A 13,824-nucleotide genomic window follows, 5' to 3' on the forward strand; every position below is an offset into this window, starting at 1 on the left:
TTCGCGGCTACAATGCGCGCCTTAACCGTGACAGCCTGACTAAAAAAACTATGTCCTTGCCCAAGCATCATCTGGAATTGCTCAGCCCCGCCCGTGACGTGGCGATTGCCCGCGAGGCGATCCTGCACGGCGCCGATGCCGTGTACATCGGTGGCCCGAGCTTCGGCGCGCGCCACAACGCCTGCAACGAGGTGAGCGAAATCGCCGAGCTGGTGGAATTTGCCCGCCGTTATCACGCGCGCATTTTCACCACCATCAACACCATCCTGCACGACAACGAACTGGAGCCGGCGCGCAAGCTGATCCACCAGTTGTACGACGCCGGCGTCGACGCGCTGATCGTCCAGGACCTGGGCGTGATGGAACTGGACATTCCGCCGATCGAGCTGCATGCCAGTACCCAGACCGACATCCGCACGCTGGAGCGGGCGAAGTTCCTCGATCAGGCCGGTTTCTCGCAACTGGTACTGGCCCGTGAGCTGAACCTGAAAGAAATCCGCGCCATCGCCGACGAAACCGATGCCGCCATCGAGTTCTTCATTCACGGCGCACTGTGCGTGGCGTTCTCCGGGCAGTGCAACATCTCCCACGCGCAGACCGGGCGCAGCGCCAACCGTGGCGACTGCTCGCAGGCCTGCCGTTTGCCGTACACCCTCAAAGACGAAAAGGGTGGGGTGATCGCCTACGAAAAACACCTGCTGTCGATGAAGGACAACAACCAGAGCGCCAACATCCGCGCGCTGGTCGAAGCCGGTGTGCGTTCGTTCAAGATCGAAGGTCGCTACAAGGACATGGGCTATGTGAAGAACATCACCGCCTATTACCGCCAGCGCCTCGACGACGTACTCGAAGACCGCCCGGACCTGGCCCGCGCCTCCAGCGGCCGTACCGCGCACTTCTTCCTGCCGGACCCGGAAAAGACCTTCCACCGTGGCAGCACCGACTACTTCGTCACCGATCGCAAGATCGACATCGGCGCGTTCGACTCGCCGACCTTCACCGGCCTGCCAGTGGGCACCGTCGAGAAAGTCGGCAAGCGTGACATGCAGGTGGTGACGCAGGAACCGCTGTCCAACGGCGATGGCCTCAACGTGCTGGTCAAGCGGGAAGTGGTGGGTTTCCGCGCCAACATCGCCGAGCCGAAGGGCGAGTTCGAAGAAGACGGCGAGAAGCGCTACCGCTACCGCGTCGAGCCGAACGAAATGCCCGAAGGCCTGTACAAGCTGCGCCCGAACCATCCGCTGAACCGCAACCTCGACCACAACTGGCAACAGGCACTGCTGAAGACCTCCGCCGAACGCCGCGTGGCCCTGAGCTGGGTGGCGCGTCTGCGTGAAGAGCAGCTGGAACTGACTGCCACCAGTGAAGAGGGGATCAGCGCCAGCGTGACCCTGAACGGCCCGTTCGGGGTGGCCAACAAGCCGGAGCAGGCGCTGGAGCAATTGCAGGATCTGCTCGGCCAGCTCGGCACTACCCAATATCACGCCATCGACGTGAAACTGGAGGCACCGCAGGCGTTCTTCATCCCGAACTCGCAGCTCAAAGCCTTGCGCCGTGAAGTCATCGAAGCGCTGACCGCCGCCCGCGTTGCGGCGCACCCGCGTGGCAGCCGCAAGGCCGAAACCACGCCGCCGCCGGTGTACCCGGAGTCGCACCTGTCGTTCCTGGCCAACGTCTACAACCAGAAGGCACGCGACTTCTACCACCGTCATGGCGTGAAGCTGATTGATGCGGCCTACGAGGCGCACGAAGAGGCCGGTGAAGTGCCGGTGATGATCACCAAGCACTGCCTGCGTTTCTCGTTCAACCTGTGCCCGAAACAGGCCAAGGGCGTGACCGGTGTGCGCACCAAGGTCGCGCCGATGCAGCTGATTCACGGCGACGAAGTGCTGACCCTGAAGTTCGACTGCAAGCCGTGCGAGATGCACATCATCGGCAAGATGAAAGGCCACATCCTCAACATGCCGCAACCGGGCAGCGTGGTCGGCCACATCAGCCCGGAAGACCTGCTGAAAACCATCCCGCGCGCGCCACACTGAGTGACGGGCGGGCGTGGCGCTACGGTGTCACGCCTGCGCGGGCTCTCGCTCCGCCAGCTCTTCGAGCAGGTCGGCTGACGGCACAAAGAACAGCCCCCCGGTGACTGCCGTGCTGAAGTCCAGCAAACGGTCGTAGTTGCCGACGGGTTTGCCGACAAACATGTTCTCCAGCATCTGCTCGATCGGTTCCGGCGAGCGCGCGTAACCGATGAAGTAGGTGCCGAATTCGCCAGCCCCCGGGCGGCCGAACGGCATATTGTCGCGCAGGATTTTCTGCTCCTGGCCGTCCTTGGTGATGGTGGTCAGGGCGCTGTGGGAATTGCTCGGCTTGACCTCCTCACCGAGTTCGATGTCGGCCAGCTTGGTGCGGCCGATCACTTTCTCCTGAGCCTCGACGCTCAGCGCATTCCACGCCTCCATCTTGTGCAGGTACTTCTGCACCAGCACATAACTGCCGGATTCGAACGCCGGGTCTTCGTTGCCGATCAGGGTGAAGTGGTCTGCCTTGCGGCCCACCGGGTTCTCGGTGCCATCAACGAAACCGATGATGCTGCGCATGTCGAAGTAGCGGAACCCCTGCACCTCATCCACCACGGTGATCGCGCCATTGAGCGCGCTGCACAACTGGGTTGCCAGTTCGAAACACAGATCCATCTGGTCGGCACGGATGTGCAGCAGGATGTCGCCCGGCGTCGCAACGGCGCGACGGCCCTCGACGCCGAACTCGCGGAACGGATGCAGCGAGGCCGGGCGTGGACTGCCGAACAGGGCGTCCCAGGCGCTGGCGCTGAAACCGCAGACACATGACAAGTTGCCGTTGGGCACACGTTTGCCGACCGAACGGGTGAGGGCGGCGATGTCGCCGCACCAGCCGCGCACCTGACTGGCGGCGTCGCTGCCGGGCAGCAGCGTGGCGACGATGAAGATCGCGCTGCTGGTGATCGGGTTGCAGATCGCTTGTGGCTCGGGGGTAACCATTGATGAGGTCATAGTCGGTTCCATATGCGCGGGGCCAAGGTCGGCGCTCAGTATGAAACCAAAAACGTTTCATCGGTATCTCAGAAACGCCCCAGTCGATAGGCATCCATCGTCGGCAAGCCGGAATTGGCCGAGGGTGACGCCAGTTGCGCAATCATCTGCGCAGTCACCGCCGCCTGCGTCAGCCCCAGATGCTGATGCCCGAACGCGAGCAGTACCTTGCCGTCGCAGACCTTGTCGATGATCGGCAGCGAGTCCGGCAGCGACGGACGAAAGCCCATCCACGGTATTGCGTCTTCAGCGTTCAAATCACGGCGGAACAAACCTTTGCTCAAGCGATGCAATTGCCAGGCGCGCTCCATGAACGGCGGGCGCTGCAGGCCGGCGAACTCCACCGTACCGGCCAGGCGCAGGCCGCCGGTCATTGGCGTCATGATGAACTTGCGCTCCAGCGAGGTAACGGCGAACGGCAGTCGCTCGGGCTCGTGGGGCAGCATCAGGTGATAGCCGCGCTCGGTGTCCAGCGGCACGCGTTTACCGGTCAGCGCAGTGGTGAGCTTCGCCGAATGCGCGCCACAGGCGATCAGCACCTGCCGCGCGGTGAAACGCCCCTGATCGGTGATCAGCGACACGCCATGCGCCTGCAACTGGCCGCCCTGAACTTCCTGCTGGAAAAACTGCACGCCGGCCGTTTTGGCCGCGCTCGCCAATTCGCACACCACCTGATACGGGTCGAGAAAATGCCCGGTGCGCGGGTAGAACAATCCGCCCTGAATCTGTTCGCTGAGCTGTGGCGCGCTTTCTCGCACGGCGCTGGCCGACCAGAAGTCCACCGGCACCTGTTGCTGGCGCATGCGCGCCTGCAAGGCTTCGACGGCGGGTCGCGATTCGGCGCGCTCGAACACTAGCAGCGAGCCGTCCTCCTTGAGCAGGTCGGGGCGGGCGATGCTGTGCAGCAGGCGCTTCCAGGCGTTGAGGCTGCTTTCGTTGAGCGCGCGCAAACCGGCCACGGTGCGCTGAAACGGAGCTGGGCGCAGGTTCAGCAGCAGGCGGCTGAACCACGGCACGGCGCACGGCAGGTACTTCCAGTCCAGGCGCAGCGGCCCCATCGGGTCCATCAGCATTGCCGGCAGGCGCTTGAGGATCGACGCATCGGCAATCGGAAACACCTGCTCGGTGGCCAGATGCCCGGCGTTGCCGAACGAGGCGCCATGACCGGGCGGCTGCTTGTCGATGACCACCACCCGTTTACCCTGACGCGCCAGTTGCAGGGCGCAGGCGACGCCGATGATGCCGGCGCCGATCACCGCGATGTCGGCGTTGTCCGTTGTAAGGTTGTCGGGCATGTTCAGGCTTCCCTCTGACCGTCGAGCAAGCGTCGCAAGTGCAGCGGATTCGCCTGTTTCAGCGGCGGCGGCAGCAGGCTGTCGGGAAAATCCTGATAACACACCGGCCGCAGGAAACGCAGGATCGCCGCCGTGCCGACCGAGGTGCTGCGCGAATCCGACGTTGCCGGGAACGGCCCGCCATGCACGATCGCATCGCACACTTCGACCCCGGTCGGCCAGCCGTTGACCAGCAGACGTCCAGCCTTGCGTTCCAGTGTCGGCAACAAGGCCCGGGCGTGATCCAGATCGGCGTCATCCAGGTGCAGGGTGGCGGTCAACTGGCCTTCGAGGTGTTCGCAGACCTGACGGATTTCATCGTCGTTGGCACATCGCACGATCAGCGACGCCGAGCCGAATATTTCACCTTGCAGACGCACATCAGCGAGGAAGTCCTGCGCCTGAGTGACGAACAACTGCGCCTGACACTGGTTCGGCCCTTCAGTCGCGAGACCGCTCGCCACGCGTTGCGCCTGAGGATGTTCGGCCAACGCGGCGACCGCGCTTGAATAGGCGCGGAAAATCCCCGGCGTAAGCATGGTCTGCGCCGGGCTGCGCTGGACCCCTTCGGCGGCAGCGGCGATGAAACTGTCCAGTGCCGGCCCTTGGCGAGCAATGACCAGCCCGGGATTGGTGCAGAACTGCCCGGCGCCCTGAGTCAGCGAGGCGACAAAGCCCTGCGCCAACGCTTCGCCCCGTGCGGCAAGCGCTGCGGGAAACAGCAGCACCGGATTGATCGAACTCATTTCCGCATACACCGGAATCGGTTGCGGCCGCGCTTGCGCCGCTCGGCTCAGGGCGAGGCCGCCACTGCGCGAGCCGGTGAAGCCCACCGCCTTGATGCGCCAATCGCTGACCAACGCAATGCCGACCTCATTGCCGGAACCGAACAGCAGCGAAAACACGCCCTCAGGCAATGCACACTTTTTCACCGCGCGAGCCAGCGCCTGGCCGACCAGTTCACTGGTGCCGGGATGCGCGCTGTGCGCCTTGACGATCACCGGGCAACCGGCGGCCAGCGCCGAAGCGGTGTCGCCGCCCGCCACGGAGAACGCCAGCGGAAAGTTGCTGGCGCCGAACACGGCCACTGGCCCCAGCGCGATCTGCCGCTGGCGCAAATCAGAACGTGGCAGCGGCTGGCGCTGTGGTTGTGATTGATCGACGCGAACGTCCAGCCACTCGCCAGCACGCACTGTGCGGGCAAAGGTGCGCAGTTGCCCGCAGGTGCGTCCGCGTTCGCCCTGGATACGGGCGCGTGGCAGGCCGGTTTCGGCCACGGCACGGTCGATCAGCGCATCGCCAAGGGCTTCGATCTCATTGGCGATGGTTTCGAGAAATTCGGCGCGAGCTTTGAGGGAGGTCTCGCGATAACGATCAAAGGCTTGCCACGCCAGTGCGCAGGCCTGTTCGACATGTTCTGCAGTGCCACCGGCATAGGCCGGTTGCAGCACCGCGTCGGTGGCGGGATTGATCGCATGGATCGCTTCACGGCTGCCGGCAATGGCTTGGCCGCCGATCAACATGTGGCCTGTCAGAGTCATGACGCTTCCTTGAAAAACAGGTGAAGCCCCGGTATCACACCGGGGCAGGGGCTGCGGTCAGGCGAGGTTCTGTTCGGCGGACCAGTTTTTGTACCACTGACGGAACAGCGCGTACTGGGTCTCGGCGTAACGACGCTGGGCATCGCTGAGGGCGTCGGTTTCGTTGAAGTGCAGGGCGTATTCGCGGTCGCCGTTGAGCACCATCAGATGCTTGTAATACAGCACCAGATCGCAGCCTTCATCGAACGACGACAGCACCGCCAGCGCCGCTTCCAGTTCGCGCGCCAGACGCCGGGCCTTGGCGTCGCCCTTGGCCGCTTGCTTGCTCAGCGCCACCAGTTGCAGCACTTCGCGGGGCAGGGCGTTGCCGATACCGGTGATCGCGCCGGTGGCGTTGCAGTTGACGAAACCGTGCACCACTTGGGTATCGACACCGACCATCAGGGTCACGGCATCGTCCTGCGAGGTGATGTTTTCGGCGGCGTAGCGCAAGTCGGCGCCACCGCCGAACTCCTTGAAGCCGATCAGGTTCGGGTGTTCACGGCGCAGTTCGAAGAACAGGTCGGCGCGGGTGGCGAAGCCGTAGTAGGGACTGTTGTAGATCACCGCCGGCAGGTTCGGCGCGGCGTTGAGGATCGCGGCGAAGTGGGCTTTTTGCGCGGTGGCCGAAGCACCACGGGACAAGACGCGCGGAATCACCATCAGGCCATGGGCGCCGACTTTCGCCGCATGTGCAGTGTGGGACACCGCTTCACGGCTGTTGACCGCGCCAGTGCCGACGATGGTCGGTACCCCGGCGGCCACCAGACGCGCCACGCCTTCCTGACGCTCGGCCTCGGTCAGCAGCGGCCAGTCGCCCATCGAGCCGCAGTAAACCACCGCGCTCATGCCGATATCGATCAGCTCGCGACCCTTGGCCACCAGTGCGTCGAAGTCGGGTTTACGCGCGGCGGTGCACGGGGTCATCAGTGCGGGAATGCAGCCAGTGAAGATGTTATCGCTCATTGTTGTAGCTCCTCGGGACATTCATTCAAGTCGAAAAAAACGGGGCAGGTCAGATGCCCCACGCGAAAGGGTCCTGCTCGTCGATCAGCAGGGTGGCGTCGGCGGTCATGTAGGCGCGGCCGGTAATGAAAGGGCGCACGCGTTCGCCATGCCATTCGAAGCGGCCTTCGAACTGGCTGCCGGTGATGCTCGCTTGCGTCCAGACCTGGCCTTCGGCGAGTTTGCCGTCAGCGGCCAGGCAGGCGAGTTTGGCGCTGGTGCCGGTGCCGCAGGGCGAGCGGTCGTAGGCTTTGCCCGGGCACATGACGAAGTTGCGGCTGTCGGCGTGGGCGTCGTCGGCAAACAGTTCGACGTGATCGATCAGTGCGCCGTCCTCGCCGTGAACGCCTTGGGCCTCAAGGGCCTTGAGCATCGCCCAGGTGTAATCGGTGAGGGCTTCGACGTTGCTCATCTGCAGGTCCTGGCCGTGTTCGGAAACCAGGAAAAACCAGTTGCCGCCCCAGGCGACGTCGCCGAACACCAGACCGTAGCCGGGCACGTCCACCGGCACCTGTTCGCGGTAGCGCCAGGCCGGGACGTTGCCCACGGTCACCGCGCCGTCCTCGTGCAGGGTGGCGCTGACCGGGCCGACCGGGGTGTCGATCTTGTGCACGCCCGGTTCGATCTGCCCCAGGTAATGCAGCGAGTTGACCAGGCCGATGGTGCCGTGGCCGCACATGCCGAGATAGCCGGCGTTGTTGAAGAAAATCACCCCGCAGGTGGCATCCGGCGACACCGGCGCGCAGTACAGCGCACCGACCAGCACGTCGTTGCCACGGGGCTCCAGCAGGCAGGCGCGGCGCCATTGATCGTGGCCCTCGCGCAAGGCATCGCGCTTCTCGGCCATGCTGTTGCCGGGCAGCTCGGGGAAGCCTTTCATCACCAGGCGCGTGGGTTCACCGCCAGTGTGGGAATCGATGATGTGCAGTCGTTTCATGGTTCGTCCCTTGAGTGAAGGTCAGGCGTGAGCAGGGCGCTGGCCCGTTGCCGAATGGGTGGAGGATTCAGCGGCTTCGCTTTCGTCGTCCTCGGTTTCCAGACGAATCAGGCGTGCCGGTACGCCGGTGGCCGCGCCCCAGTAGTAGATGGCCAGCGCGCAGACCGCGACGATCACCGTGTCGAACGGATGGCTGAGCACGCCGATGCCGCCGAAACTGCCGAGCTTGGAGAGGACGATGGTCACCGCGTAGAAGCCGATCAGCCACGCCGAAGAGCGCACTTGCTGGCCCAGATTCAGGTGCGCGGTCGGCACCATGCGCCCGCACAGCAGGTAGATGACAAACATCAGGATTTGCAGGCCGAGCAACCACGACACGGTGCCCCAGCCCGACCAGTAGACAATCAGCGCGGCGATGATGAACGACAGCGGCCCAAGCACGCTCATGCCCTTGACCCGGAACGGACGCGGCATGTCCGGCGCGTTACGGCGCAGTGCGGCCACCGTCACCGGGGCCACGGCGTAGCTCAATACCAGCGCGGCGGAGACCACGTTGATCAGCGCTTCCCACGACGGGAACGGCAGGGTCCAGAACACCGACAGGCCAAAGGTCAGCCACAGCGCCGGGCGCGGGATGCCGGATTTTTCGTCGATGCGGGTGAAAATCTTGAAGAACGTCCCGGTCTGCGCCCAGCCGTAGATCACCCGTGGCGTGGCGTTCATGTAGATGTTGCCGCAGCCGCTGGGCGAGATCACCGCATCGGCCACCACCAGATACGCCAGCCAGCCGACGCCCAGCGCCAAGGCGATGTCGCGATACGGCAGGGCCAGTTCCTTGGCGACGCCGGCCCAGCCATTGGCGAGCATTTCGGTCGGGATGCCGCCGAGGAAAGCGGTTTGCAGCAACACGTAGATCGCGGTGGACAGCAGCACCGACAGGATCAGCGCAATCGGGATCGTGCGTTGCGGGTTCTTCACTTCACTGGCCACGGAAATGATCGGCGTCAGGCCCAGATAAGCAAAGATCACCCCACCCGCCGAGACCGCCATTTCAATGCCGGACAGACCGAACGGCGCAAAGCCGTGCACTTCGAAATTGGCCGGTTTGAAGAAGGTGAACAGCACGCCAATCACCAGCAGCGGCACGATGAACTTGAATACGCTGACCAGATTGTTGGCCATGGCGAAGGTCTTCACGCTGCGGTAATTGAGCAGGAAAAACAGGCACAACAACCCGAACTGCACGAACCAGCCAAGCACGGTCGGGTCGCTGGAGCCGACCTTGGTCAACTCGGGAAACCACGCCGCCGCATATTGCCGCGAGGCGACTACTTCGATCGCCACCAGGCTGGAAAACGCGATCAGCGTGATGAAGCCCATCAGGTAACCGAGCAGCGGGCCGTGGGAGTAAACCGGGTAACGCACCACGCCACCGGCACGGGGCAGCGCGGCGCCCAATTCGCAGTAGACAATGCCCAGCAGCAACACGGCGAAACCACCGAGCAGCCAGGAAAAGATCCCTGCCGGGCCGGCGATGGCCGACACGTGACTGGCGGCGAACAACCAGCCCGAACCGAAGATCGCCCCCAGTCCGATGAACGTAAGGTCTATCAGTGAAAGTTGTTTCTTGAACTTGCCTTGGCCTGTCATAGCGTCGCCTTCTTGTTGGTTGTTGGAGGGGCGTGCAGTGGCGCTACAGTGAACTGATCAGGCGATGGGCGATTGATGTTTTTTGCCGGTGACGATGACGAAATCAGCACAGTGGCCAAGGGCAAAGGCCCGGCTCGACAGGCTGTCAGCCATGGGGCAATCTGCGTGCAAGTGATAAAACCGAGTGGGGAGTGAGAGGTATGCCGCAGAACGCGTTTGCGATCCTGAGCCAGCACAACGAAGCGAGCCGACCGCAATGCCTCGACGATCTGCTCGCCGGTATGGCGCTGCTGTTGCCGATGCTCGACGTGATTCCCAACGCGGCGATCTTCATCAAGGATCTGCAGGCGCGCTATGTCATGGCCAACCAGACGCTGGTGCAGCGCTGCGGTTTGAAAGACCTGCGACCGTTACTGGGCAAGACCAGCGCCGAGGTGTTTCCGGCGCAATTGGGCCCGGGCTATACCGAGCAGGATCGGCGGGTGCTTGAAGAAGGGTTTGTGCTGGAAGATCAACTGGAGCTGCATCTGTACGGCAGCCGTGAACCGGGCTGGTGCCTGACGCACAAGCGTCCGCTGTACAACCGGGATAATCGGATCATTGGCCTGGCGGGAATTTCCGTCGACTTGCAGACCGCCAGCGAAACCCATCCGGCGTATCAGCGGCTGGCGGCGGTGGACGAGTACATCCGGGCAAACTTCAATCAGCGCGTCAGCCTGAGCGAACTGACGCGCATCGCCGGAATTTCAGTGGCGCAACTGGAGCGCTACTGCAAGCGCGTGTTCCACCTGACGCCGCGGCAGATGATCCAGAAAGTCCGTCTTGAGCACGCGCATCGGCTGTTGCACGGCGAGTTGCCGATCACCGAAGTGGCGCTGCAGTGCGGCTATACCGACCACAGCGCGTTCACCCGGCAGTTCAAGGCTTCCACCGGATTTACCCCGCGCCAGTATCGCTTGGCGACAACGCCCTGAGGCTTGCGCGTCAGGCCTTGACCCAGCGCTGCCGGCTCCAGGCACTCAGCGAATCCACGCCCAGCACCAGAATCAGCATCGCCAGAATCACCGTGCTCGCCTGCGCTTCCTGAAACAGGCTGAGGCTGACATACAGCATCTGCCCCAAACCGCCGGCACCGACAAAGCCCAGCACGCTGGCCATGCGAATGTTGTTTTCCCAGCGATACAGGCAATACGCGAGCAATTGCGGGGCAAGGTTGGGCAGGGTGCCATAGCAGAAGGCGAGCACCGGGTTGCCGCCCTGCAAACGGATCGCTTCGGCCGGTTTCGGCGGGGTGTTTTCCAGCGCTTCGGCGAACAACCGGCCGAGCACGCCGGCGGTGTGCAGGGCCAGCGCCAGGGTGCCGGCGTTCGGGCCGAGGCCGGCGGCGAGCACCATCAGTGCCGCCCACACCAGTTCCGGAATCGCCCGCAGACCGTTGAGCAACAGGCGCGAAGCGCTTTGCAGCGGCCAGCCGAAACGTCCGGCGGCGGGCAGCGCGAGGAGGATGCCGAACACCGCCGCGAGCAGGGTGCCAAGGGCCGACATGGCGAGGGTTTCCAGCGCGCCCTTGAGGATCGCCTGCAAATGCGTGGCGCTCAGGTCCGGGCTGAGAAAGCGCTGCGCGTAGGCACCCATCTGCTTGAGGCTGGTGGCGCTGCCGAGTTCACCGAGATCGAGTTCGAGGTAACCGAACGAGGCGATGACCGCGACGCCAATCGCGACGATCAGCAACAGATTGATCAGGCGATTCATGTCAGCCTCCAGCGCAGCAGGCGGCTGAGTTGGTCGGCGCCGAGCACCAGAATCAAAAAGGTCAGCAACATGCTCGCCACTTCACCGCTGGCGAACATGCGCAATGACAGGTCGATCTGTTGGCCGAGGCCTCCGGCGCCGACAAATCCCATCACCACCGACGCACGAATCGCGCACTCCCAGCGATACACCGTGTACGACAGCAGCTCGGCCGCGACATTCGGCAGAATCCCGTAGGCGAACGCCGCGAGCCGCCCGCTGCCGGCCTGCATCAAGGCGTGCGCCGGGCGTTGGTCGGTGGATTCGAAAATCTCCGCGTAGACCTTGCCGAGCATGCCGCTGTAGGTGATGGCGATTGCCAGCACACCGGCCGCCGGGCCGAGGCCCACGGCACGCACAAACAGCAGCGCCCAGACAATCTCGGGCACGCTGCGCAAGAAGATCAGCAGCCCGCGCACCGGCCAGCGCAGCAAGCTTCCGACCCGACTGGGAATGCCGCCGCGGGACGCGGCGGACAACGACAGTGCGCGACTGGCAATCAGGCTCGCCGGTACCGCCAGCAGCAGTGCGAGGGCCATGCCGGCGGTGGCGATGGCCAGGGTTTGCAGGGTCGCCTTGAGCAGCAACTGGAGAAAATCGTGGTCATGCGCCGGTGGCCAGAATCCGGAGATGAAGCGGCCCATTTCGGTCTGGCTGTCGCTGTGCAGCAGCACGCCAAGGTCCAGTTCGCTGAGCTGGATGCCCGGCCACAGCAAGGCAAGTGCCAGCAGGGTCAGCAGTAATCGCGGCGCGGCGGCCGGGTCGCGTGAATCGGCCCTCAGCATCGCGGGATCTGCACAATCAGCGGCGCATTGGGCGTCGTCGGGCTTTGCAATTGCTCGTTGGCGTACAGCGTGTCGAGCATCTCGCGGCTGACCTGTTCGGCCGGGCTGTCAAACAGGATCTGGCCGTCGCGCAAACCGATGATGCGCGGAAAGTGCGCCAGCGCCAGTTCCACTGCATGCAGGCTCGCTACCAGCGTGACGTTATGCGTCCGCGCGTGCTGCGAGAGGATCGACAGGGTGTGCCCGGCCAGCACCGGGTCCATCGCCGACACCGGTTCGTCCGCCAGCAGAATCTCCGGTGCCTGATACAGCACCCGGGCAATGCCTACGCGCTGCAATTGGCCGCCGGACAATTGCTGGCAGTAAGCGAAGAGTTTGTCGCCCAGATCCAGTCGTGCCAGGGCCGCACGGGCGCCGGGAATATCCGTCGGGTGCAGCAGATTGAGCAGGCTCTTGCCTAAACTCCACTGGCCGAGTTTGCCGGCCAGCACCGCCGTTACCACGCGCTGGCGCGGCGGCAGCGGTGGGGCTTGATGCACCAGGCCGATGCGCGCACGCAGGCGTTGCCGTTGACGGGCCGAGAGATGCCAGGGACGTTCGCCCAGCACCTCGATTTCACCGCTGCTGGGGCGCAACGCGGTGGCCAGCAGGTTCAACAGACTCGACTTGCCAGCCCCGGAAGGACCGATGATCGCCACCTGCTCGCCGGCGCCAATCTGCAGGTCGATGCCGCGCAGCGCATCGACCCCGTTGGCGTGGTGCAGAGTGCCTTGTTTGAGGCTCAGGGTCATTTCAACAGATCGGCAGCGCGAGCAGCTTCCTCGATACCCTTGTAGTTTTCGGGCTTGGTGTCGATGAAGCGGCTGGCAGCCTGCAGATCAAGAATCTTCTTCTGCTCGGGGTTGGCCGGGTCGAGGTCGAGGAAGGCTTTCTTGATCTTCGCCGCCAGCGCCGGGTCTAGGGTGCCGCGCACGGTCCAGTTGTAATCGAAGTAGGCCGGGGTGGTGGCGAACACGTGGACCTTGCTGGTGTCGACCTTGCCCGCGTCCACCAGTTTCTGCCAGACGCTGGCGTTCAGCACTCCGGCATCGACCTTGCCGGCCTGAACCCAAGCCACGGTGGCATCGTGCGCGCCGGAATAGGCAACGCGGCTGAAATAGGCTTCAGGCTTGATGTTGTCGTTCTTCAGCATGAAGTAACGCGGCATCAGGCTGCCGGAGGTGGACGACACCGAGCCGAAGGCAAAGGTTTTGCCCTTGAGGTCGGCCAGGCTCTTGACGTTCGGGTCGGCGGTAATGAATTTGCTGGTGAACTGCGCATCCTGCTCGCGCTGCACCAGCGGGACCACCGGGGTGGTGGCGTCGGTCTTCAGGCGTGCCTGAACAAAAGTGAAACCGCCCAGCCAGGCCATGTCGAGGCGGTCGGTCGCCAGCGCTTCGACCACGGCCGGATAGTCGGCCACGGGAACGAACTGCACTTTCATGCCCAACTGCTGCTCCAGGTACGCACCGAGCGGCTCGAACTTGCGCAGCAATTCGGTCGGGGCTTCATCGGGAATCGCGCTGACCCGCAACACATCGGCGGCATGCGCCACCAGAGCAGAAAAAGACAGGGCCAGACCAGCAGTCAGTGCCAGGGTTCGTTTGAGCATGGAAATCTCCGTTTCATGAGCGT

The 13,824-nt window shown here is 63.9% G+C and carries 12 protein-coding genes; 2 read left to right on the plus strand and 10 right to left on the minus strand.

Annotated elements, in window-relative coordinates; genetic code table 11:
* The first annotated feature begins 50 nt into the window (after positions 1 to 50).
* The gene (locus tag AC3WMV_RS20430) at positions 51 to 2,039 is read left to right on the plus strand and encodes a peptidase U32 family protein (RefSeq protein ID WP_103367586.1); all 1,989 of its coding nucleotides are present in this window, start codon (positions 51 to 53) and stop codon (positions 2,037 to 2,039) included.
* Between the two features lie 27 nt (positions 2,040 to 2,066).
* Here AC3WMV_RS20430 and AC3WMV_RS20435 read toward each other — a convergent pair whose 3' ends face one another.
* The 6 genes from AC3WMV_RS20435 to AC3WMV_RS20460 form a co-directional block, all read right to left on the minus strand.
* Positions 2,067 to 3,029 (minus strand): Dyp-type peroxidase, encoded by a 963-nt coding sequence (locus tag AC3WMV_RS20435; protein ID WP_103367585.1) that lies wholly within the window; start codon positions 3,027 to 3,029, stop codon positions 2,067 to 2,069.
* Positions 3,030 to 3,097: 68 nt separating this feature from the next.
* Positions 3,098 to 4,363, minus strand: coding sequence for an NAD(P)/FAD-dependent oxidoreductase (locus AC3WMV_RS20440; RefSeq protein WP_103367584.1), 1,266 nt, complete (start codon positions 4,361 to 4,363; stop codon positions 3,098 to 3,100).
* A gap of 2 nt (positions 4,364 to 4,365) precedes the next feature.
* Positions 4,366 to 5,943, minus strand: coding sequence for an aldehyde dehydrogenase (NADP(+)) (locus AC3WMV_RS20445; protein WP_103367583.1), 1,578 nt, complete (start codon positions 5,941 to 5,943; stop codon positions 4,366 to 4,368).
* Positions 5,944 to 6,000: 57 nt separating this feature from the next.
* Complete coding sequence (locus tag AC3WMV_RS20450) at positions 6,001 to 6,948, minus strand: dihydrodipicolinate synthase family protein (protein WP_103367582.1); 948 nt, start codon at positions 6,946 to 6,948, stop codon at positions 6,001 to 6,003.
* 49 nt (positions 6,949 to 6,997) lie between these two features.
* A complete protein-coding gene (locus AC3WMV_RS20455) occupies positions 6,998 to 7,924 on the minus strand; it encodes a 4-hydroxyproline epimerase (protein WP_103367581.1) in 927 nt (308 codons plus the stop codon).
* Positions 7,925 to 7,945: 21 nt separating this feature from the next.
* The gene (locus AC3WMV_RS20460; protein ID WP_103367580.1) at positions 7,946 to 9,574 is read right to left on the minus strand and encodes an APC family permease; all 1,629 of its coding nucleotides are present in this window, start codon (positions 9,572 to 9,574) and stop codon (positions 7,946 to 7,948) included.
* Positions 9,575 to 9,774: 200 nt separating this feature from the next.
* On the opposite strand from AC3WMV_RS20460, the gene AC3WMV_RS20465 reads away from it, so the two are divergent.
* A complete protein-coding gene (locus AC3WMV_RS20465; protein ID WP_103367579.1) occupies positions 9,775 to 10,548 on the plus strand; it encodes an AraC family transcriptional regulator in 774 nt (257 codons plus the stop codon).
* 10 nt (positions 10,549 to 10,558) lie between these two features.
* Here the strand turns inward: AC3WMV_RS20465 and phnE are convergent, their stop codons facing one another.
* The 4 genes from phnE to AC3WMV_RS20485 are packed head-to-tail and all read right to left on the minus strand — an operon-like array spanning position 10,559 to position 13,801.
* Positions 10,559 to 11,326 (minus strand): phosphonate ABC transporter, permease protein PhnE, encoded by a 768-nt coding sequence (phnE, locus tag AC3WMV_RS20470; protein WP_103367578.1) that lies wholly within the window; start codon positions 11,324 to 11,326, stop codon positions 10,559 to 10,561.
* Entirely contained in the window at positions 11,323 to 12,150 is an 828-nt protein-coding gene (locus AC3WMV_RS20475) for a PhnE/PtxC family ABC transporter permease (RefSeq protein ID WP_103370548.1), read from the minus strand. The genes phnE and AC3WMV_RS20475 overlap by 4 nt, the downstream gene beginning before the upstream one ends.
* Positions 12,144 to 12,941, minus strand: coding sequence for a phosphonate ABC transporter ATP-binding protein (locus AC3WMV_RS20480; protein ID WP_103367576.1), 798 nt, complete (start codon positions 12,939 to 12,941; stop codon positions 12,144 to 12,146). The genes AC3WMV_RS20475 and AC3WMV_RS20480 overlap by 7 nt, the downstream gene beginning before the upstream one ends.
* Entirely contained in the window at positions 12,938 to 13,801 is an 864-nt protein-coding gene (locus AC3WMV_RS20485; protein WP_027613823.1) for a putative selenate ABC transporter substrate-binding protein, read from the minus strand. The genes AC3WMV_RS20480 and AC3WMV_RS20485 overlap by 4 nt, the downstream gene beginning before the upstream one ends.
* Positions 13,802 to 13,824: the final 23 nt, after the last annotated feature.

It is taken from the genome of Pseudomonas sp. FW305-3-2-15-E-TSA4 (genome assembly GCF_058787295.1).